Origin of the sequence: Marinobacter salsuginis (assembly GCF_009617755.1) — a bacterium.
In the GTDB taxonomy this organism is placed as follows: Bacteria; Pseudomonadota; Gammaproteobacteria; order Pseudomonadales; family Oleiphilaceae; genus Marinobacter; species Marinobacter salsuginis.
This window is the reverse complement of sequence record NZ_BGZH01000001.1, coordinates 549,624-570,880: the sequence shown is the minus strand read 5'-3', so window position 1 is coordinate 570,880 and position 21,257 is coordinate 549,624. Positions and strand designations below refer to the sequence as shown.

The 21,257-nt window shown below is 60.6% G+C and carries 22 protein-coding genes; 15 read left to right on the top strand and 7 right to left on the bottom strand.

Annotated features, from left to right (window positions below):
- Positions 1–137 precede the first annotated feature (137 nt).
- From GJU83_RS02595 to GJU83_RS02570, 6 genes are all read left to right on the top strand, one after another.
- The gene (locus GJU83_RS02595) at positions 138–935 is read left to right on the top strand and encodes a ParA family protein (RefSeq protein ID WP_069183207.1); all 798 of its coding nucleotides are present in this window, start codon (positions 138–140) and stop codon (positions 933–935) included.
- Entirely contained in the window at positions 928–1,737 is an 810-nt protein-coding gene (locus GJU83_RS02590; protein ID WP_153633603.1) for a chemotaxis protein CheW, read from the top strand. Before GJU83_RS02595 ends, GJU83_RS02590 begins: the two co-directional genes overlap by 8 nt.
- Positions 1,738–1,871: 134 nt before the next feature.
- Positions 1,872–2,360, top strand: a complete 489-nt coding sequence (locus tag GJU83_RS02585; protein WP_008173094.1) for a chemotaxis protein CheW — start codon at positions 1,872–1,874, stop codon at positions 2,358–2,360.
- 67 nt (positions 2,361–2,427) lie between these two features.
- Entirely contained in the window at positions 2,428–2,820 is a 393-nt protein-coding gene (locus GJU83_RS02580; protein WP_153633602.1) for a DUF2802 domain-containing protein, read from the top strand.
- Between the two features lie 26 nt (positions 2,821–2,846).
- Entirely contained in the window at positions 2,847–5,129 is a 2,283-nt protein-coding gene (locus tag GJU83_RS02575) for an ATPase, T2SS/T4P/T4SS family (RefSeq protein ID WP_153633601.1), read from the top strand.
- Positions 5,126–6,229: an ATP-binding protein gene (locus tag GJU83_RS02570; RefSeq protein ID WP_153633600.1), complete on the top strand. Its 1,104-nt coding sequence runs from the start codon at positions 5,126–5,128 to the stop codon at positions 6,227–6,229. The genes GJU83_RS02575 and GJU83_RS02570 overlap by 4 nt, the downstream gene beginning before the upstream one ends.
- On the opposite strand, the gene GJU83_RS02565 is transcribed toward GJU83_RS02570, so the two are convergent.
- Positions 6,215–6,532, bottom strand: a complete 318-nt coding sequence (locus tag GJU83_RS02565; RefSeq protein ID WP_153633599.1) for an EscU/YscU/HrcU family type III secretion system export apparatus switch protein — start codon at positions 6,530–6,532, stop codon at positions 6,215–6,217. The two genes, GJU83_RS02570 and GJU83_RS02565, sit on opposite strands and share 15 nt — an antisense overlap.
- Positions 6,529–7,911, bottom strand: a complete 1,383-nt coding sequence (gene fliK, locus GJU83_RS02560) for a flagellar hook-length control protein FliK (RefSeq protein WP_228715146.1) — start codon at positions 7,909–7,911, stop codon at positions 6,529–6,531. Before fliK ends, GJU83_RS02565 begins: the two co-directional genes overlap by 4 nt.
- 132 nt (positions 7,912–8,043) lie before the next feature.
- On the opposite strand from fliK, the gene ccmA reads away from it, so the two are divergent.
- The 9 genes from ccmA (at position 8,044) to ccmI (ending at position 15,278) form a co-directional block, all read left to right on the top strand.
- Positions 8,044–8,682 carry a cytochrome c biogenesis heme-transporting ATPase CcmA gene (ccmA, locus tag GJU83_RS02555; RefSeq protein WP_136629812.1) on the top strand — a complete coding sequence of 213 codons (639 nt, stop codon included), beginning with the start codon at positions 8,044–8,046 and terminating at the stop codon, positions 8,680–8,682.
- Complete coding sequence (ccmB, locus tag GJU83_RS02550; protein ID WP_153633598.1) at positions 8,672–9,397, top strand: heme exporter protein CcmB; 726 nt, start codon at positions 8,672–8,674, stop codon at positions 9,395–9,397. Before ccmA ends, ccmB begins: the two co-directional genes overlap by 11 nt.
- A gap of 31 nt (positions 9,398–9,428) precedes the next feature.
- Entirely contained in the window at positions 9,429–10,172 is a 744-nt protein-coding gene (ccmC, locus tag GJU83_RS02545; protein ID WP_153633597.1) for a heme ABC transporter permease CcmC, read from the top strand.
- Between the two features lie 3 nt (positions 10,173–10,175).
- Complete coding sequence (gene ccmD, locus GJU83_RS02540; protein ID WP_153633596.1) at positions 10,176–10,406, top strand: heme exporter protein CcmD; 231 nt, start codon at positions 10,176–10,178, stop codon at positions 10,404–10,406.
- A 14-nt stretch (positions 10,407–10,420) separates the two neighbouring features.
- A complete protein-coding gene (ccmE, locus tag GJU83_RS02535; RefSeq protein WP_136629808.1) occupies positions 10,421–10,891 on the top strand; it encodes a cytochrome c maturation protein CcmE in 471 nt (156 codons plus the stop codon).
- Between the two features lie 37 nt (positions 10,892–10,928).
- The gene (locus GJU83_RS02530; protein ID WP_153633595.1) at positions 10,929–12,935 is read left to right on the top strand and encodes a heme lyase CcmF/NrfE family subunit; all 2,007 of its coding nucleotides are present in this window, start codon (positions 10,929–10,931) and stop codon (positions 12,933–12,935) included.
- On the top strand, positions 12,932–13,468 hold the full coding sequence (locus GJU83_RS02525; protein ID WP_069183219.1) for a DsbE family thiol:disulfide interchange protein: 537 nt from the start codon (positions 12,932–12,934) through the stop codon (positions 13,466–13,468). The genes GJU83_RS02530 and GJU83_RS02525 overlap by 4 nt, the downstream gene beginning before the upstream one ends.
- Complete coding sequence (locus tag GJU83_RS02520; RefSeq protein WP_153633594.1) at positions 13,468–13,941, top strand: cytochrome c-type biogenesis protein; 474 nt, start codon at positions 13,468–13,470, stop codon at positions 13,939–13,941. The genes GJU83_RS02525 and GJU83_RS02520 overlap by 1 nt, the downstream gene beginning before the upstream one ends.
- 68 nt (positions 13,942–14,009) lie before the next feature.
- A complete protein-coding gene (gene ccmI / locus GJU83_RS02515; protein ID WP_153633593.1) occupies positions 14,010–15,278 on the top strand; it encodes a c-type cytochrome biogenesis protein CcmI in 1,269 nt (422 codons plus the stop codon).
- A 3-nt stretch (positions 15,279–15,281) separates the two neighbouring features.
- Here ccmI and GJU83_RS02510 read toward each other — a convergent pair whose 3' ends face one another.
- Genes GJU83_RS02510 through GJU83_RS02490 form a run of 5 tightly spaced genes read right to left on the bottom strand, consistent with a single transcriptional unit; the run spans position 15,282 to position 21,243 of the window.
- Entirely contained in the window at positions 15,282–17,018 is a 1,737-nt protein-coding gene (locus tag GJU83_RS02510) for a BatD family protein (protein WP_153633592.1), read from the bottom strand.
- Positions 17,012–18,820, bottom strand: a complete 1,809-nt coding sequence (locus GJU83_RS02505) for a VWA domain-containing protein (RefSeq protein ID WP_153633591.1) — start codon at positions 18,818–18,820, stop codon at positions 17,012–17,014. Before GJU83_RS02505 ends, GJU83_RS02510 begins: the two co-directional genes overlap by 7 nt.
- Positions 18,810–19,841 carry a vWA domain-containing protein gene (locus tag GJU83_RS02500; RefSeq protein ID WP_153633590.1) on the bottom strand — a complete coding sequence of 344 codons (1,032 nt, stop codon included), beginning with the start codon at positions 19,839–19,841 and terminating at the stop codon, positions 18,810–18,812. Before GJU83_RS02500 ends, GJU83_RS02505 begins: the two co-directional genes overlap by 11 nt.
- Entirely contained in the window at positions 19,835–20,305 is a 471-nt protein-coding gene (locus GJU83_RS02495) for a DUF4381 domain-containing protein (protein ID WP_069183225.1), read from the bottom strand. The genes GJU83_RS02500 and GJU83_RS02495 overlap by 7 nt, the downstream gene beginning before the upstream one ends.
- Positions 20,302–21,243, bottom strand: a complete 942-nt coding sequence (locus GJU83_RS02490) for a DUF58 domain-containing protein (RefSeq protein WP_136629802.1) — start codon at positions 21,241–21,243, stop codon at positions 20,302–20,304. Before GJU83_RS02490 ends, GJU83_RS02495 begins: the two co-directional genes overlap by 4 nt.
- Positions 21,244–21,257: the final 14 nt, after the last annotated feature.

Below are 21,257 nucleotides of genomic sequence, written 5' to 3'. Positions count from 1 at the left end.
AACAAAAAGGCGCCGGCAAGAGCTTGCCGGAACTCCCCGATGCAATTCGTTCAAGTTGCCCGGGGAGTGGCCGATAACCGGGCTGTGGCTATCGTTAAAGTTCGGCCACACCGACGTGTTCTCTGGAGAATCGAAGCGTGCGAATCTGGGCAGTAGCCAATCAAAAAGGTGGTGTCGGTAAAACCACGAGTGTTGTCGCGCTGGGCGGCCTGCTTGCCGAGCGCGGCAAGCGTGTTCTCGTTGTAGACCTGGACCCACACGGCTCGCTCACCAGCTGGTTCGGGTATGACCCGGATACCATCGCCCACAGCGTTTTCGATCTGTTCCAGCATCAGGGTAAGGTGCCCGAGGGTCTTCCGGCCCAGCTGATTACCGAAACCAGCTGCAAGGGGCTGTCCCTGCTACCGGCAAGTGCGGCTCTGGCTACCCTTGAGCGCAGGATGATCGGGGTTGAGGGCATGGGGCTGATTATCTCCAGGGCCCTGGCCCAGCTCTGGGACGATTTCGACTATGTCTTGCTGGACAATACCCCCTCGCTCGGGGTTCTGATGGTCAACGCCCTTGCGGCGGCGCAGCATCTGATTATTCCCGTGCAAACCGAGTTTCTGGCCATCAAGGGCCTGGAGCGCATGCTGCATACTCTGAAGATGATCATGCGTTCCCAGAAAAACGAGCTGCCCTACACCATTGTGCCAACCCTGTTTGACCGCCGTACCCAGGCGTCGGTGAAGAGCCTTAATCTGCTCCGAAAAACCTACCGTGACTCCCTGTGGCAATTTGCCATTCCAGTGGACACCAAGTTCCGGGATGCCAGCCAGGGCGGTATCACGCCCTCTGCACTGGATGCGGAAACCCACGGTGTCCGGGCGTACAGTCACCTGCTGGACGACCTCATGAGTCGGGTGGGCACGGTCAAGGAGCGTCAGCATGGCTGACGATAAATTGACAAGGCTGGCGGATCCGGAAACCGCCATTGCCAGTTACCTTGACGAACTGCTGCATACGGCCACTGACACCGCACTTCGGGAGGAAACCGAGACGCCGGCGCCCGTGAAACCGGTGCGTGAAGAGCCCCGGGTAGCAACCCGACCGAGTCCAGCTCCGGCACCAACCGTCGAAAAACCGGCGGCGAGACCCGAGCCGCGGCGCCCGGCGCCCGAAAAGCCGGCAGAGCCAGCGAGGCCAGTGGTACGCCAGGCTCCGGAAGTGCCTGTGCCAAAGCAGAGAGAGGAGGTTCGGCCCGAGCCAGAGCCGGCTGCGCCACCATCGCGCCCCGAGTGGTCGGAGCAGCCCTTCGAGTGCCTGATATTCACGGTTGCCGGGCTGCAACTGGCGGTGCCTTTGATTCTTCTGGGCGCCATCCATCGTATTGAGGAAGAGATCCGGCCGATCCCGGGCAGTCCACGCTGGTACATGGGTATTCGCCCGGATCGGGACCAGAACCTGCGGGTTGTGGATTCCGCTGAATGGATCATGGCGGGGCGGGTACCCCCTGGCGCTCGTGATAACTATCGCTTCGTGATCCGGCTTGATAACAGTGAGTGGGGGCTGGCCTGTGACGATGTGGCCCAGTCTTTCACCCTCCGGCCCGACGAAGTGCGCTGGCGCAGCGCCCGCAGCAAACGGCCCTGGCTAGCCGGTACGGTGATTGACCATATGTGCGCACTGATTGATGTGCGCACCATGGCAGACTTGCTGGAGCGGGCGGAAAGAGAGCACCATCTGGATCTTAGTTGACGCAAACAACGGTTACTGAAAGAAACCGAGCCGTGCTGGCACGGTTTGTGCCCTTAACTATAGTATTGGGCACTGATGATATTTTTTTGACGATCAGGTTGCCCGCCGGGCAGCCCAAGAGGAGAAACATCGCAATGGCATCCCCGAGCGGACAAACCAATCAGGCCCAGGACGATCAGGTACTGCAGTACGTTACCTTCCGGCTGGATGATGAGACCTACGGTCTGAATGTCATGCAGATCCAGGAAGTGCTGAGATACACGGAGATTGCTCCGGTTCCGGGAGCTCCGGATTATGTGCTCGGCATCATCAACCTCCGGGGTAACGTGGTTACGGTCATCGACACCCGCCGGCGTTTTGGCCTGGCGGATGCTGAAGTCACCGATGCCACCCGGATTGTGGTGATGGAATCGGCCAACCAGGTCATGGGCATTCTGGTGGATTCCGTGGCTGAGGTGGTGTACCTGAAAGCCAGCGAAATTGAGACCGCACCGAACGTGGGTAACGAGGAAAGTGCCAAGTTTATCCAGGGCGTGTGCAACAAGGATGGCGAACTGATCATTCTGGTCGAGTTCGACAAGATGCTGTCAGACCACGAGTGGGCTGAAATCGCGGCACTGTAATCCGGGGCAACCCGTTGCGGGCCTGAAGATGGATGCCTTCCGTGGCAATTAACGGGAGACATCCGTCATGTTTGCAGAAATTCCTTCGTATCTTCCCTGGGCGTTGACTGTTGCCGCCTTGTCGCTGGTATTCGTGCAGGGCCTCGTGCTTGGGCGCCAGGTACGTAGCCTCAGAGCGAACCTGAAAGATCGGTGCGATACCCTTGGCCGGGAGCTGCATGCCACCACCAGCGGAAGCATGGGTGTAGGTCAGCGGCTCGTCACTTGTGAACGCCAGTTGCACGAGCTGCGAACCACACTCGATGAAATGCGCCAGAACGATCCGCTGCGAATCTCCTATGATGAGGCCTCTCGACTGGTTGATCTCGGCGCCGATATCGACGATCTTATGAACACGTGCGGAATTTCCCGTCCCGAGGCCGAGCTGGTGTCAGCACTCAGAAAACGTCAGGCGGCCTGATACCATGCCGTTACGGACGCTGTTGAATGAAGAGAGTTTATCCGAGGGCCCTTGAGGCCCTCCGGTCTGTATCCCGCCATGATTTTGTTTCCGGTTCTGATCTGGTTCCATCGATAACCGGCCATTCCATCCCCCGCGAAGAAACCGTCAGCCACATTCTCTCCCTGTTGCCAGAGATCGAACCGGATCAGGTGGTGATGCACGTGGGTGGTGGCTCCGGATATCTCGCCGCTGTGCTATCAGGCCTGGCCCATCGGGTAATCTATCTGGAAAAAAACGCCGTTGTCGCCGAGGCCGCCAGGGAGCGATTCTTCCGGCTCGGTATGCATAATGTGGATGTTCTGGTGGCCAGTGCGGAAGACGCACCGGAACCGGATCCCCTTTGCGATCTCGTTTTGTGCACAACGTTTATCACCGAGCGCCACGTTCTGGCCCGGTTGGTGCGGCAAGGAGGGCACCTGGTTTGCCTGGAGGGGCGCGCCGGACCTGTTCCGAGCCTCGCCATGTTTGTGCGCCGTGAGGCGGGACTGGAGCGGGTGAGGACACTGGGGTGGGTCGATTTCAATCGCAATGTTGAGCAGATTCTCATCGATCAGGGCCTTGTGGATGACAAGATCCTGGCCGAAGCGAAGGCGGAGGCGGCCAAGCAGAATTGCCGCCTGCTTGAAGTTCTCCGGCGCAAACTGAATCTTGAAGAGATGGATCTCTATCGATCTCTTGCCAGCCAGCGTGGCATGACGTTCACCGATGCCGACGGGATTCTGCCTGAGCTCCACCCGGCGCTGTTCCGCCGGTTTTCCCGGACGTTTCTGGACCTGTCGCGACTGATCCCCATCGCCGAGGAAGATGGCCGGATCACCGTTGTGACCGATGATCCGGATGCCCGCACCGATCAGCTTGAGCGCCTGAGCCCCAACCAGGTGGTTGATTGCCTGCTGGTGACTCCCACAGACTTCCGCCGTCTCTGGTCAGCACTCGATCTGACCGCGAAGGGCCGCAATTTCGTGGCGGATCATGGGCCGGGCCCGGAACAGTCAGACCATGCAAACGGCAGCACTGATCAGTTGTTGGGCAACGATCCTAAAAGCAAGCACGTCAGCCCCTATCTGGTGTCTGTCTACGAGGCCATCCTGTTGGATGCCGTGAGCGAAAAAGCCAGCGATATTCACATCGAACAGTACGGTGACCGGATTCGGATCCGCCTGCGGGTGGATGGTGATCTCCATGATCTGCCTCAGTACCAGTTGTCGCCCCGGGAGATAAAAGGGGTGATCAACGTGATCAAGCTGCGGGCGGAACTGAACATCGCCGAGCACCGGCTGCCTCAGGGCGGGCGATCCCGACTTCAGCTTGGCGATATGGCCTACGACCTGCGAATCCAGACCCAACCCTCGCTGCATGGCGAGCACGCGATTATCAGGCTGTTGCCGCAGACAGGCCGGGCCATGACCATCGCCGAGCTCGGCATGTCACCGATGATCGGTGCCCGCTATCAGCGATTGCTCGACAACCCGGCGGGGCTGGTGCTGGTGGTGGGGCCGACCGGCTCCGGCAAGTCCACCACCCTGTATGCCGGGCTGCAGACTCTTGCCGATGATGGCCGGCGTAAAGTGATTACGGTGGAGGACCCCATCGAGTATTCCATCGATAACATCCAGCAGACCCGGGTTCGCTCGGAAATCGGCTTTGGTTTCGCCAACGCCATGAGAGCGTTTGTCCGGGAAGATCCGGATGTCATTCTGGTGGGCGAGATCCGCGATCAGGAAACGGCATTGGAGGCGATCAGGGCTTCCCAGACCGGGCACGTGGTTCTGTCGACGCTGCACTGCAACGACGCGGTGGATTCACTGCAACGCCTCTACGATCTTGGGATCCATCCCAACTCCATCGCCGGTGAGCTGCTGGCCGTTATTGCCCAGCGCCTGGCGAAGCGTATCTGCAAGCATTGCAGCCAGCCTGCCGAGCCAGATCCGGTGATTCTGTCCGAGGTGTTTCCCGATGGCCCGCCGGCGGATTTCCGCTGTTTTGAAGGCGCCGGCTGCGATAAATGCAACGGGCGTGGCACCCAGGGCCGGGTGGCGATTGTTGAGTATATGGAAGTCGATTCGGACATCCGCAACGCCATTTCGAGCCAACCGCCCATCGGGGAACTGCGGTGGCGCGCCCTTGATGCCGGCCTGGTGACCATGCGCGACAGCGCCCTGGATCATGTAATTGAAGGCATTATCCCGCTTTCCGAACTGCCGCGGATTCTCCCGAGGGAGCGCATGGCACCGGAAGTCCGTGGCGGCCGCAGGAGTCAGCAATGAGCAACAAGCAATCGGTTAACAAGGCGGCCCAACGGGAACCCGTGGAAGTGGTCTATGGGGCTGAGCTGGACAAGCTCAGAGGCCAGGATCATGGTCCGGTGCCACCCGGCTGGTTAATGTCTCCCCGGGCGGTGGAAAAGTTCGTGATGGGGGATGAAAAGCTCGGCATTGAGCGGAAATTCGTTGCCGACCGGGCCATGGTGGTCCGGATCATCATTTCCCTGTGTACCAGCCGCGGCTGCCTTCTGGTGGGCGAGCCCGGCACGGCCAAATCCTGGTTGTCGGAATTACTGGCCGCCGGCATTTCGGGGAACTCTACACTGACCCTGCAGGGCGGGGCGGTGAACAGTGTGGGACAACTGCTGTACAGCTGGAACGAGGCGGTGCTGCGTACCGATGGTCCCTGTCTGAAAGCATTGGTGCCCAGCCCCTTGCTGCGGGGCATGATAGAGGGGCGATTGGTTCGGTTTGAAGAGATTGCCCGCTGCCCCCAGGCGCTTCAGGACGCGCTGTTGTCGGTTCTTTCCGACAGGGTGGTGGTGATTCCCGAGCTGGCAGGTGATGACGGCGTGGTACTCGCGCGGGAAGGTTTCAACGTGATCGCCACGTCCAACAGCATCGATGAGGGTGTTCACCGCATGAGTGCCGCGTTGAAACGGCGGATGGACTTTGAGGAAATCAGGCCGATCCGAAACCTGGCCGACGAAATGGATGTCGTTCTGCGGGAGGTTCGCAGGGCTAATGGTCGGGCCGGAATTGAGGTGGCGCTGGAGGAGTCGGTCATTGAGATTCTCGTGACCATGTTCCACGAGTTACGCAATGGTCAGACCCTGGACGGACGCAGTACCGATCGCCTCGCCGGCTCGGCGCTGTCGACTGCGGAAGCCGTATCGGTCGCCCACGCGGCGAGTCTCAATGCCTGGTATTACGGTGGGGGCAGCATCACGGTCGAGCAGTTGATGCATCACATCGTCGGCTCCGCACTCAAGGACCAGCCTGAAGACCGGCGCAGGCTGCGCCATTACTTTGAAACAACAGTGGCGCCCAGACGGGGTGACAACTGGCAGCAGGCCTGGGCGCTGCGCTCACTCATTCACTGAGTCGACCGTTGGCGTACCGGGTTTGCGGTCCTCGGGAGTCAGCCCGCGAATATGGAAAGCAAACGCCAGGATTTCCGCGATCACCCGGTACAGCGACTCGGGAATTTCCTCGTTCAGTGACAGGCGCGCCAGAATGCTGGCCAGCTCCGCGTTTTCGTAGAGAGGCACATTGTGCTCCCGGGCAATGCGGATGATTTCCTCGGCCAGTTCGTGGGTACCGGTGGCGCTGATGGTGGGCGCTTTTTCGCCATCGTATTTAAGTGCAACCGCGGCTCTGCCCGGGTGTTCTGTCTCTGTTGTCATGCTCGTGTATCCACCAGTCTGTGTTCGAGTCGGGTGGCGCTGCTCTGGGGCGTCCCGCGGCGGCAGTCCAGGTCGGTCACTTCCAGGCCGAGGTCGGTCAGGCTCTGGCGCAATGCGGGCAGTTCCTGGTTCACCTGGCGCAGGGTTGCCTGTTTTTCTGCCCACACACGGGCGCTTACTGCCTGCTGGCGGAGGGCGACATCGAAATGCAGCGGCCCAGCCTCATCCAGATCCATGGTCAGCGACAGACGCCACTCGGCCGTGGTGGTTTTCCCGGATCTGCCCTCTGATTCCCTGTCTTCAGGGTACTGTTCGATCCGAACCTGAGCCAGTCTTGGCTCGTTCTGGGGTGTCAGCCAGGGCAGATCGATTACCAGAGTGGAAGCAGGTGCCGGCCCCGGCGCCTCGCCACCACCACGGGCCGTTAGTACCTGGCTGTGCAATTGATTGACGGTGATCCGGTTAAGCATCCCCGCCAGCAGGCGGAGCATCTGGCCCACGGTCGGCGCATCACCACTACCGGGGGGCTGGGGTGTGGCCAGGGGTTGGGGAAACTGCAAGGGTGCCTGCATGAGTTCCGGCGTTGAGATAGGGGTCAGCCTGTTGAAGTGTTCCGGTGTGCTCCCCTGGTGGGCAAGCAATGCGGAAATCACCCTGCCAAGTGCCAGTTTCAGATCGGGTAACTGCGCAGACGGTGCCTGGGCCAGACGGGACTCGGCGAAAAGGCCGCTCTCAGAAAGCCATTGACGGACCTGCTGCGGTGTCGTTTCCTGGTTGCCGGCACCGGGGGTCAGGCTGTTCCCCGATGGCAGCCTTGCTACTATTTGTTCAATAGCCTGCCTGGCGGCCGACGGAAGAGGTTGGGGGCTTTGGGATGACGGCAGTTGGCCTGGCAGTGGTTCCTGACGGACTCCCTGTGTCAGTGTGCCCAACAGCCTTGCCAGGCCTGCGTCCAGGGTTTGTTGCCAGGGCAGCCGCTGGGCCAGGGCCCGGGCGATCCCGGCCTCCGGCGCGGGCGCCAGTTTGCCCATCAGCTGCAGCTCATTGCCCGCCCGCATTACCTTTACCCAGTCACCGGTCGCCAGCTCGGTCTTGCCAACGGCGGCCTGGACAAGAAGTGACTTGCCGCGAATGTCCAGCAAAAGGTCTGCGCTGTTGCCGCCCTGACGGTTGATGATCTCTGCGACCCGGGCCAGGGTTGTTTCCCGGTTTTTCAACTGTAGTTGGTCGAGCAGCTGCCTGGCAGAGGCCGGCAGGGGCTCCCGGGCCGATTCGGTTGTGACCGACGGCCGGGAAGTCTGCGTTGCTGGCTGGGCCGGGGGTGTCGGGGGCTGTTGTCCGCTGGGTAGTTTCATGGTCATTGATTTGATGTTGAGCAAGAGTAATCCGCCGGCGCTTTCGTTATAATACGCCGCGCCGGCAGGTCACGCGCGAACAATGCTCTTGGCCGTCGATGTCACGAATGCACCCGATGCCGTCTTCACGTGCATCGTCCTGGTTACGGGGACCTGATGTCTGAGCCGTTATTACAGGCTGTCGAACTGCAGTGCGAACGGGATGAACGGATCCTGTTCCGTGACCTGTCGTTCTCCATACTGCCCGGTACGGTCACCCGTGTCGAGGGGCCGAACGGCTCTGGAAAGACCACGTTGCTGCGGATGCTGGCCGGTCTGAACGATGCCTGGTCCGGCAATCTCTTCTGGTGCGGCCAACCCAGGTCAGCTCAGCGGGAGGAGTTTCTCCGGAATACCCTGTACCTTGGCCATCGTCCAGGCATCAAGCCATTGCTGACACCCCTGGAAAATCTCCGGGCACTGACGGCGGGGCGGCGTCCGCTGCCGGACCCCGTTTTGCGTCAGGCGCTTGAAGGTACCGGTCTGGCGGGGTTTCAGGATGTGCCCTGTCGGAATCTCTCTGCCGGTCAGCAACGGCGGGTGGCCCTGGCGCGCCTGTTGATTGCCGATGAGCCTCTCTGGTTGCTCGATGAGGTCTTTACCGCCATTGATTCGGCCGGCGTCAGCGCCATTGAGAACCTGCTTCAACAGCGCGCCTCCGAGGGAGGTGCAGTGGTTGTGACGACGCACCACGATCTGAATTTGCCCGGTATGCAGCGCATTGTTCTGGGTGGAGGTGCGGCCAATGAATGCTGATTGCCGGCCGGTACTGAGTTTGCAGCAGGACGGCGTCGGTGCACTGGCAGCGATGAAGGCTGTGTTTGCCCGGGATATGAAGGTGGCCTTCCGGCAGCGCCAGGATCTGCTCAATCCGCTCCTGTTTTTCGTGATGGTTGTAAGCCTTTTTCCCCTCGGGGTCAGTCCGGAAGTGGCATTTTTGCGCGAGTCCGGAGCCGGTATCCTGTGGGTGGCGGCATTACTATCGGTGCTGTTGTCGCTGGACCATTTGTTTCGCCATGATTTCGATGATGGCACGCTTGAGCAGCTCGTGCTTCAGCCCCAGCCCCTGTTTCTGCTGGTATTGGCCAAAACGGCGGCGCACTGGGTGCTAACAGGCTTGCCACTGGTGGTGCTCACGCCGGTTTTGGGCGTAATGGTTCATCTCGACGGGAACTCCATCGGAGTTTTGTGTCTAACGCTGCTGATCGGTACACCGGTGTTGAGCCTGATAGGGGCAATCGGCGCGGCACTGACACTTGGATTACGGTCGGCAGGGGTACTCTTGTCCCTGCTGATCATTCCGCTGTACATTCCCGTCCTGATCTTTGGCACGGGAACAGTGGCTTCGGCCGCGGAGGGCGCTCCCGTGGGCGCGTATCTCGCTTTGATGGGCGCATTTCTGGTGCTGGCGCTGACTCTGGCGCCCTTCGCATCGGCAGCGGCGCTGCGTATCAGCCTGTCTAACGGGTAAAACAAGGTAACGGTAGGACGGTGACCATCTGATGTGGCAATTTTTTCACAAGCTGGGTTCTCCCAAATGGTTCTTCGGGATTGCAACCCGGCTGATGCCCTGGCTGCTGGCGGGTGGGATCCTGCTGTTGATGGCGGGCATTGTCTGGGGGCTGGCCTTTGCGCCCAAGGATTACCTGCAGGGCAACAGCTACCGGATTATTTTCATTCACGTGCCGACGGCATTTCTCGCCCAATCTGTCTACGTAATGATGGCAGTGGCAGCCGTTGTCACTCTGGTCTGGCGTATGAAACTGGCCGATGTGTTCGTGAAGTCGGTCGCTCCGGTGGGCCTGGTGCTGACTTTTCTTTCCCTGTTCACCGGTGCTGTCTGGGGCAAGCCCACCTGGGGCACCTGGTGGGTTTGGGACGCCCGACTGACCTCGATGCTGATCCTGCTGTTCCTGTACGGGGGCGTGATTGCGCTGGACAGGGCGATTAACGACGAAAAATCTGCTGCTCGGGCCGTATCGGTACTTGTGCTGGTCGGGGTGGTGAATATACCGATTATCCAATACTCCGTTGAGTGGTGGAATACGTTACACCAGCCGTCGACGTTCAAGCTGACGGAAAAGCCGTCCATGCCGGCAGAGATGTGGGTCCCGTTGCTGTTGTCTGTGCTCGGGCTGTACCTGCTGTTCGGCTGGCTGGCGTGTTTGCGCATGCAGACCGAGATTCTCTTACGCGAGCAGAAAACGCGCTGGGTTAAAGATTACGTGTTGGCCGGGAGGGGCTGAAGTATGGCATTTGATTCCTTTTCGGCATTTATGGTGATGGAAGGTCACGGGCCCTATGTCTGGTCCTGTTACGCTGCCTTCTTCCTCCTGATGATTGGCCTCATGGTGTGGTCCCTGCGCCGCCGCAAGGCTGCCATTGAGGCCTGCCGTCGGGGTTATGAGTTTCAGGCAGGCCAGCAGGATGCATCGGCTTCGGCAGCGTCCTTCACCCGCGTCAAGGTTTCCCAAGACTGAAAGGCAGATGACTGATGCATCCAATCCGAAAAAAGCGGCTGACCATTGTCCTGTTCCTGTTGGTGGGACTGGGCATTGCCGTGGGTTTGACCACCTACGCGCTGCGACAGAATATCAACCTGTTTTACGACCCCACTCAGATTTCTGCCGGTGAAGCTCCGGTCGATGTCAGAATCCGGGCCGGTGGCATGGTCGAGGAGGGTTCGGTTCGGCGTGATCCGGACAGCCTGAAGGTTGAGTTCAAGGTGACCGACTTCAACGCATCTGTGCCGGTCCAGTACACCGGTATCCTTCCGGATCTGTTTGCCGAGGGGCAGGGCGTGGTTGCCATGGGCCGGCTGGATGAAAACGGCCGCTTTGTGGCCGATCAGGTGCTTGCCAAGCACGATGAAAACTATATGCCGCCGGAAGTCGCCGACGCACTGGAGAAGGCCTCCAAGGGCCAGCACAAAGCCAGTGGTAGTGCGGAAACCGTGTCCTACTAATCAATTTATCTGACAGCCTGGTTTCTGGAGGCCTTTGATGTATCCCGAACTCGGACAGCTTGCACTGATTCTCGCGCTGTTGTTGGCAGTGCTCCTTTCCGTAGTCCCCCTGGCCGGTTCCCTGACCGGCAGGGACAATCTTCAGGCCTTTGCCAGGCCCCTGGCATCCGGCATGTTTGTGTTTGTGGGGCTTGCCTTTGCCGTCCTGACCCATGCGTTTGTGACTGATGACTTTTCAGTGGCCTATGTGGCCAATAACAGCAACAGCCTGTTGCCCTGGTATTACAAGTTCAGCGCTGTATGGGGCGGGCACGAGGGCTCACTGCTGCTCTGGATTTTGATGCTGGCGGGCTGGACTCTGGCGGTGGCTATCTTCAGCCGTCGCCTGCCGGCGGTGATGATTTCCCAGGTGCTGTCGGTGCTGGGCATGGTCTGTGTCGGCTTCCTGCTGTTTATCGTTATCACCTCTAATCCCTTTGACCGTCTGCTGCCTAATGTGCCCGCCGATGGCACGGATCTGAACCCCTTGCTCCAGGATTTCGGACTGATCGTCCATCCGCCCATGCTCTACATGGGCTACGTCGGCTTTGCTGTGGCCTTTGCCTTTGCCATTGCCGCTCTCATTAACGGTCGTCTCGATGCCGCCTGGGCACGTTGGTCGCGGCCCTGGACCACAGTTGCCTGGGCGTTTCTCTCCCTTGGTATCGCCCTGGGAAGCTGGTGGGCCTACTACGAACTTGGCTGGGGTGGCTGGTGGTTCTGGGACCCGGTCGAGAATGCCTCATTGTTACCCTGGCTTTCCGGGACGGCCCTGATGCATTCGCTGGCGGTCACCGAGAAGCGCGGTGTGTTCAAGAGCTGGACCGTGCTGCTGGCCATTGTCACCTTTGCACTCAGCCTGCTGGGTACCTTCCTGGTCCGGTCTGGCGTACTGACATCGGTCCACGCCTTTGCATCTGATCCGGAGCGGGGCACTTTCCTGTTGGGCCTGTTGGCGGTCACAGTGATCGCCAGTCTGGCACTGTATGCGTTCCGGGCACCGGTGGTGCATGTCCGCTCCCGGTATGGCTCTTTGTCTCGGGAAGTGTTCCTGCTGCTCAACAACGTGTTGCTGGTATCCGCTACGCTTCTGGTGGCAGTCGGCACGCTGTATCCGTTGGTGCTTGATTACCTGGAACTGGGCAAACTGTCGATTGGCGAGCCCTTCTTCAACCTGACGTTCAGCCCCCTGGCGGTGGCAACAGGCCTGTTATTGGGCGCCGGTATCTTCTCTCGCTGGAAGAAAACCGATGGCGGCTGGCTGGCGCGAAAGCTTCTGTGGCCCTTGGCAATCAGCATTGTGGGTACCACGGCGGTTCTGATTGGCTACGGGGGCTTCAAGCCCTGGGCGTTCCTGGGCATTTTCTCCGCCCTGTGGGTAACCGTTGCCACGTTCTGGGATCTGTGGGACAAGTCTTCTTCCCGGAAAGGTCGCCTTCACGGCCTCAAGCGGCAGTCCCGCAGCTACTATGGCATGGTGCTTGGGCATCTGGGTCTGGCAATTACCATGGCTGGGGCTACGGTGGTTTCCAACTACGGCATCGAGCGTGACGTACGTATGGTACCCGGCGATGTCGCGACCGTCGGCGATTATCAATTTGTGTTCAGGGATATCGGTGCCCGCCAGGGTCCCAATTTTACGGCTCAATATGGCACTTTCGATGTCATGTTGGATGGTGAGCGTGTATCCGTGCTTCATCCCGAGAAACGCCAGTACTCCGTTGGTATGAGCGTCATGACCGAGGCGGACATCGACGCCGGTTTGTTCCGGGATATCTTCGTGGCCATTGGTGAACGCATCACCGACGAGGCCTGGGCCATCCGGCTGCAGTACAAACCACTGGTTCGCTGGCTCTGGCTGGGGTCGCTCTTTATGGCGGCTGGCGGCTTCCTGGCGATTGCCGATCGCCGCTATCGAATCCGGGAGGGAGCTGACAAAAAGGCGCAGGCCGGTACAGCCTCTCCTGAGCCCGGCCCTGCGACGTCCGCCGGAGCGACCTCATGAAGCGGTTCCTGCTTTTTCTGCCGTTACTGGTCGCCCTTGTTGTCGGCGTGGTGTTATTCGCGGGCATCGGCAAGGATCCAACCAAGCTTGAGTCGGCCCTGGTCGGCAAACCGGTTCCTGAGTTCAGCCTGCGGGATCTGCATAACCCGGATGCCATGCTGGACCAGAGCCTGTTCCGGGGCCAGGTTTCGCTGTTGAATGTCTGGGGTACCTGGTGCCCGGCCTGCAAGGATGAGCACGACGACCTGATGTGGCTGGCCGAGGAGAAAGGCGTCAACATCATCGGCCTGAACTACAAGGACAACCGCGACGATGCCCTGGTCTGGCTCGACCGTCTGGGCGACCCGTACCGGAAAATCATCTATGACCCCCGCGGCACCCTCGGATTTGATCTGGGTGTGTACGGTGCGCCGGAAACCTTCGTAATTGATGCCGGTGGCGTGGTTCGCTATCGCCACGTGGGTGTGGTCAATGAGACGGTCTGGGAACAGACGTTGCTGCCCGTGATCAACGATGTTCAGGGGAACGGCTGATGCTACGGATTGTTTATTTCCTGTTGGTGCTCTTGCTTTCCGGGGGCGCTGCGGCCGAGGTAGCCGATGTCTACGATTTTTCGGATCGGGCCCAGGAGCAACGCTACCAGAACCTGATCGAAGAACTGCGCTGCCCGAAATGCCAGAACCAGAACATCGCCGATTCCAACGCGCCGATCTCCAAGGATATGCGGGATGCGGTCTACCGGATGATGAAAGACGGTGCCAGTAACGAGGAGATTGTTGAATCCCTGGTTGGCAGGTTCGGTGAGTTCGTTCGCTACAAACCCGAGCTGGACAGCCGGACCTTTCTGCTCTGGGCGACACCAGCCATTGCGGTCTTGGGTGGGCTTCTGGTGGTGGCCGGTGTGGTCATCCGCTCCCGGCGGGCAGGGCCGGAAAGCCCGGCGTTGAGTGCCGAAGAGCAGGCCCGGGTCAACAAAATGCTGGCAGACCAGGACAAACCGTCCTGAACCTGGCCCTGCCCGGGATGCCGTGGTTGCTACCTCATTCTAAATTCTGAACCTGTGACTGAAACTCCATGACTGACACTTTCTGGATTGCCGCAACGGTACTGATCATTCTTGCCCTTTCGTTTGTGTTGTACCCGGTCTTTTTTCACCGGCTGGGCGCGAGAAAGCAGACGGACCTGAAAAACCAGAATCTGATGGCCTATCGCTCCAGGATGAAGGAGCTCGATAGCGAATACGAGGCCGGTATTCTGGACGACGAGAATTATCGCCAGCTCAAGGAAGAGCTCGCTGGAAGCATGCTGGACGATGTGCCGGAGCAGGAACAGGTCAGGCCGGTGATCAGTGGTCGCAGGAGTGCCATGGCAGTGGCACTGGTGTCGATTCTCCTGATCCCGGCGGCTACCGTATACCTGTATGAGCGTTGGGGCGCGATGGATCGGGTTGAGCAGTTCATCACCATGCAGGAAATGGGTGCGACCGACGGATCGAGACAGGCCCAGATGATTGAACTTTCAGGCCAGCTTCGGGAACGGCTGGAAGCCAGCCCGGATAATCCGGAGGGCTGGGCAATGCTGGGTCGCACCTACATGCGCCTGGAACAATACGACGATGCGGCCTGGGCATTCCGCCAGCTGGCGGACAGCGTGAATGACGATGACAGGGCAGAAGCCGTCGCCTATGGTCTTTCTGCGCAGGCGTTGTTCTTCGGTAGCCAGGGTGCCATGACACAGGAGGTAACCGCAGCTATTGAACAGGCCCGCCAGCTGAATCCGGATGAAGTGAACGCCCTGGGGTTGCTGGGCATCAACGCTTTCAGCCAGCAGAACTACCGTGAAGCCATCGAATACTGGGAGCGAATCGAAACGGTTGCTCCGGATCACCCGCAGATTGGCTCCATTCGCGATGGGATTCGCGAAGCTTACACGCGTCTCGGGGAGGAGCCTCCGGCATCGGTGGCGGAAGCCGAAGCATCCGGAGCCGGAGTCACCGTTCGTGTGACGCTTGCCGAGGACCTGCGCGATCAGGTGCCCGCTGACACGACGCTATTCCTGTTCGCCCGCGAGGCCAATGTCCGGCAGGGTCCGCCACTCGCCGTGGCGCGGCTTACGGCCGACCAACTGCCGGTGGAAATCCGTCTGGACGACCGCTATGCGATGTCACCCCAGGCTACCATTTCCAGTGTTGATGAGGTTGTTGTGACGGCCCGTCTCAGTCGTTCCGGCAGTGTCAGCGCCAAGGCGGGTGACTGGCAGGGCAGCACCGACCTGCCCATCGCGGTCAATGAAGGTCAAGACGCGCCGGTCGCCGTTGTGATTGATCAGCAGCTTATCGACTGATCCTCAGGACAGGCCTTTGGGGTAGAGCGGAGGGAGATCGGCGCTGGTTTCCGTCCGCCGGTGCCTCCGGAGCTGTTCAAGGGCCCGCGCCAGTGGTTGGCCGTCCCAGCTGTCGTTCTTGTGGCCGGGCGCAAAAAGCCGTGCCTGAAGCCTTCTGAGTTCTGCTGCCAGCGTCTCGTCATCGAAATGATCCACAACGTCAGACGCCGAGCGGAAGCCGTGGCCGGGCACGTGGAGATTGGCCCATTCCACGACCAGTTCCGGTGTTACCGCGGCGCCGTCCCTCGCGGCCCTGATCAGACGGTCGAACGCGGCATCTTCGTCCCGGTTGTCAGTTTGTGCCGGCGTGCTTTTCCTGCTTTTTCCTGACCACCACCATGCCACTAGCGTGCCTGCCCAGAGTATTCCCAGCAGCAGGGCGAACCACTGCCACAGCCGGGTTCGGTCGGATGCCGGGCTAGCCGTAGATTCCGTGCTGCTGACATCGGGTTCCGGGCCTGCATTGCCCTGATCGTTTTGCGGGGATGGGCTCGCGGCAGCGGTAGTCGGGTCTTTCACCGTCAGTGTTGTCTGTGGAATCGTGGCTACCCGCTCCTGATCGGCTTCCGTGTCCCACCAGACAATGCGTATGGCCGGCAGGGTCATCTGGCCGGGCTCCACGGGTACCAGGGCCACAGACTGGGTCAGTGAGGATGTGAGGCCAGCGGGTGTGGTCTCGGTCTGTCGTTCCGGCTCTTCGGGGTAACTTCTTAATCCGTCCGGTACCGCATCGGGCAGCGGTGGTAGTGCCTCCCCGGGAAGGCCCGCTGCCGTCAGCTTGATTTCGCGGGTCATGTTTTCACCGGTGGCCACCTCCAGCGATGGCGGAAGCCCGGACTCCTCAAGCGCCACGCCGGTTGCCGGCAGCCACGTTTCGCCACTGAATTGTGCAGGCACATCCTTCACCGGAACTTCAAACAGCTCCTCGCTGTCCCGCAGAAAACGAAGGTTGCCGGAAGCGTCCCTGGCCTGGCCCTCGAAACGGATCGCCGGCAGTTTCAGGGTACCCGCACGCTGAGGGAAGATCGCATACCGGCGTTCTACAACACGGTATCGGACTCCGTCACGATAGCGGGAGAATTCCTGTTGCCTGCCCAGGGATTCGATAATGACATGGGGATGGGTGGGCTCGGAGAGCTCTCCGCGAATCAGGTTACCCCGGAAGAAAAGCCGGACCGTCAGGATCAACTGCTCCTGGACATACACTTCATCTTTGTCGGCAGACAATTCGATAAAGCTGTCCCGACCGGGACTGGCCTGATCCGGTGGTGAGCCATCCACCACCTCTATGGTAACCGGCGCTGATACTGCCTCTTTAAAGGTGAGCGCCGGGATAGTCAGCTCGCCGGTGCTCTTCGGTGCAAGCTGGTAGGTCCAGGTAATCTCGCCCACCATCTGACTGTTCACGGTGCGGATGCTGTATTGCTGGTTCTGGGCCAGGATTTCAAAATCCGGCTCCACTTTCTCGATATCCGGCTTGGGCAGGCTGGACATGTCAAAGTCAAACAGGTTGCCCAGGTTGATATCGATCTCCATGCTACCCTTCACAGTCAATGTCAGCACCTCGCCTTCGTAGAGGCGAGTACGGTCGGGTTCGACCGTCAGCTGCTGTGACTGTGCCTGGGCCGGCAGCCAGATTGCCGTCAGAAGCATGGCTAAAAGAAATTGACAGACGGCGGGTGTAATCAGCCGTTTTACCATGGTGTATCGCCCTCATCGGATGGAGTCTGGCGTTGTTGATACTGCTGCAGGAATTTGCGCTGCAGCAAGCCGCCCGGGTTATCAGGTACCCGTCTGAGCCATTGTTCCTGGCTCTGGGTCAGCGGCGTTTCGGAAATAGGGGCGGGCGCCTGTGCCTGGCCTGCGGGAGATTCCCCCTCGCCGGATGCCTGCTCGGGATTGCCTTGCTCACCTGGCTCTTGCTGATTCTGCTCATCGCCCTGATTGTTTGCTGAATCCTCGTTGCCGGACGCGGTCTGGCTGTTCCGGGAATCCTGCTGATTGTTTCCCGAACCGCTGGAAGATTCGCTTTCACCGTTGCCTTCCTGGTTCTGGCGGCTCTGTTGCTGATTGCCCTGATTTTCCTCGCTGCTGGAGGAGTCAGACGAGCCCTGCTGGCCGCCTTCCTGATCCTGCTGCTGTTGATTCAGCAGCTCTTCGACAATCTTGCGATTGTGTCGGGCATCCTCCATGTCGGGTGCTTGCTCCAGGGCGGCATCGTAGGCGGCCAAAGCCTCCTGTAGTTTGCCGGCACGGGCCAGTGCGTTGCCACGATTGTAACTGGCACGTGGGCCCTGCGACCGGGCGAATGCCTGGGCGGCGCCCTCGAATTGCCCGGAACGATACAGTGCAGACCCACGCCATTCCGGGTCTTCCATCTGCCGGGCAGCCGCCTCAGGACTTTTCTCGATCAGTTCGGGAGCTCTCTGATCCTCCCGTTGCCAGAGCTCATCCCAGCTTATGGCAGCAGCGGGCTGTGGCCAGACCGGCAGGAGGATCAGTGCGAGGGCACTGAATGCTCCGCGGCGCCAGCCAAGCAGAACCAGGGGAAGGGCTAGCCAGAGCAGCCAGTAGCCGTCGTCCTGCCAGCGACTGACCGTCAGGCCCTCCTCTGATTCCTGCCAGTCGTCACTATCCTTCGGGCTCAGGTTCAGGGAGTGAATATCGGTATCGTCCAGGGTCAGCTCGTGGCTTCGGCCGCCGGTGCTGCCAGCGAGTTGCGATAGTGCTTGCGGGTTGGCCCGAGTGATAACGATGTCGTCGTTTTCACGTATAAATCCGCGCCGGGCCAGGGGAATTGGGCCACCTTCCTCGGTGCCGACAACGAGAGTGTTGAGGGCGTAACCGGTCCCGGAAAGCGTGTCCCGGATCGTCCCGGTATAGCGATCGTTGATGTTGTCAGTGATCAGCAGGATCCGGCCCTCGCCCGGGGCCCCCTGCTGCAACAACTCTTTTGCCCGGGCAACCGCCAGGTCGGCCCGGTTGCCTGTGGCCGGCATGATGACCGGGTCCAGCACATTGAGCATGCCCTCAATCGTGCGGCCATCATCGGTGAGCGGTGTGACCACGTGGGCGTCGCCGGAAAAGACAAGCAGACCGGTCAGGCTGCCTTCCCGCAGCGCAAGGATATCCCGGATTTTCCGTTTGGCCCGCGTCAGGCGATCAGGTTCAACGTCTGTGGCCAGCATGGACAGGGAAAGGTCCAGAGCAATCACAAGGCTGTCGCCCGGCTGTTTCAGCGGGGTGGGTGCCTCCCGCCAGGCGGGGCCGGCCAGAGCCAGGGACAGGATGACAAGGGCAGCGGTGGCCGGGGCCAGAGGCGACTTTGCCGTTTTCCCCGAGCTGCCGTTGTGACGAATCAGCGGCGACAGCAAGCGGGCCGGAATAAGCCGGGACCAGCCGCTGTCGCCCAGGCGCATTTGCCGGAAGGCCAGGTACAGGATGGGTAGCAGCAGAAGCAGCAAGAACCAGAACGGCCGCAGAAAGTGAAAGTCAGCCCACATTCGCTTCATCCTCCTTCCTGTTGCGCCGGGAGTCAGCAAACAACTCATGCCCGTGGCGAACAAGGAACAGGGCCAGCCACAGCAGGACCGCCAGGCCGGCGGGCCAGACATAGAGTTCGGTTACTGGCCGATAAAACTTACCCTCCAGCTCGATGGGTTCCAGTTGGTCGATGCTCTCGTAAATCAGTTCCAGCTCCGGCAGGCTTCGGGCGCGGAAATACTCTCCGCCGGTTTGCTGGGCCATCCGGGTCAGCAGGTTTTCATCCAGGTCCCTGGACGGGTTTACCCGCCGTGAGCCCAGCAAGCCCCGCTGAACCATGGATTCGGCCCCAATGCCGATGGTGTAAAGCCGAATACTGGCAGCGGCGGCGATTTCGGTGGCCTTGTCGGGGGTAATTTCGCCAGCCGTGTTGGCGCCATCGGTCAGCAGGACTACAACGCGCTGGTCCTGGGGCCTGTCTCTCAGTCGCTTGGTCGCGAGACCGACCGCGTCGCCAATGGCAGTGGCGCGTCCGGCCATGCCCAGACCCGCCTCGCGCATCAGGGTTCTGACGGTTTCAAGATCGAAGGTCAGTGGGGCCTGAACATAGGGCTCAGTGCCGAACAGGATCAGACCGAGCCGGTCACCCTGGCGGCGGGAAATGAAGTCATCCAGTACCCGCTTGACCGCCTGCAGGCGATTGATGCTCCGGCCCTGAAGGACCATATCCTGTTCGTCCATGCTGGGGGAGATGTCGACAACCAGCATCAGATCCCGGCCGGAAACCGGCATTTGCACCTGCTCGCTCACGTGTTGGGGGCGTGCCAGGGCAATCATCAGAAGCGTCCACATTAGGAACAGCAACAGCTGTTGCCACAGTGGAACGGCATTGCCGCGACGACTGACACCGGGCAGGTCCGACAGCCAGTGACCGACCGGCAGCACCGGCGCATCCACCGACTGCCCCCCAGGCTTCCGCCATTTGACGATCAGCGGTATCAGTACGAGAACCAGTACCCAGGGCCAGGCAAGAGTCAGCATTTCTGACCTCCCAGCCACAACCGGGCGAACGCCAGTGCCTCGGCGGGTTCCGCCGAAACCGTCGGCCGCCAGGCACTCTGCACCAGGGCCTCGGCAACCGGCCTGGAGGCAACCCGGTCCCTTGGGGCGGTAGACAGAAGGAAGTTCACCCAGGCATCACCAGTCAGCGCTTCCGGATGCTGGTCAGGGTAGCGCTCCCGGGCGGCTTGTTTGAGCAGGGTATTCAATTGCGCAAACCACGCGGGGTCGGAGCTGGCTGAACCTTCCAGTCTCGCCAGCTGGGCGCGGGCGGATCGCAGCCACCGGTTTCGTTTCCGTCGCTTCAGGATAAGCCAGATCAGCGCTGCAAGTGCCGCAATGACCAGGACGGCCAGCATCCACCAGCCAGGAGCGGGTGGCCAGAAACCACCAGTCTCGGGCAGGTGTATGTCCCGGAGCTGGCTGAGCGGATCCTGCGGGTTCATCCGATGCGCCCTCCCGGCCCAAGCAGTAGTTTCAGGGTCGCCGCCGGATCTTCCGCCGTGGACACCTCTGCCATGGTGACCCCGGAGGTTCGGAAACAGTCTTCCAACCGGTGTTCGTGGTTGGTGACTTTCTCATGCCAGGCGCGCTGGAACCGGGGGTTTCCGGCGTCGAACCACACGGGACCGTCCGGGCCGGCAACCGCGAAGCGTCCACTTTTTGGCAGCTCCTTTTCGAGTGGGTCGACGATTCTCAGGGCGCTGACTGAATTGTGGCGGGCCAGGGCCCCGAGCAGCGTGCCTGTTTCTGCAGAAATATCCAGAAAATCACTGATCACGAAAATCCGGCTGCCGGTGTGGGCGACCCGGCGGGCCTCGGTAAGTGCCATGTCCAGCCTGCACTGGGCGGGTTGCTCGTCCTGTGCCGGCGCTTGGTTGTCCCGTCGTTGCTGTTCGTCCAGCGTGTCCAGCAACCGCAGCACCGATTTTTTGCGACGGGCAGGGCGAAGAACACTCAGGGTCTCATCATTGAATACGATGCCTCCCACCTGGTCTCCCGACCACAGCGCAAGCCAGGCCAGAATGGCAGCGATCTGGGCACAGCGGACCTGTTTAAAGGCGCCGGTGCTGGCAAAAAAAAGGCTGGGGCCGAGATCGCACAGGAGCAGCACGGGTCTTTCCCGCTCCTCCTCATAGAGCTTTGTGTGTGGCTCCTGGCGGCGGGCGGTGACCCGCCAGTCGATGCTGCGGATGTCATCTCCGGGCTGGTACAGCCGGACTTCCGCAAACGCCATGCCGCGGCCGCGCTGGGGCGAGCGTTGCAAACCGGCCTGGCGTGAGCGCACTGGACGGGCGGAGGGCAGTTTCAATGCCCGGGCGTCCGCCTGCAAGCGGATCAGGTCCGGTAGGCTGATGTGGGTAATGGCTTCGCTGTGGCCCATGCCTGACGGCTCCC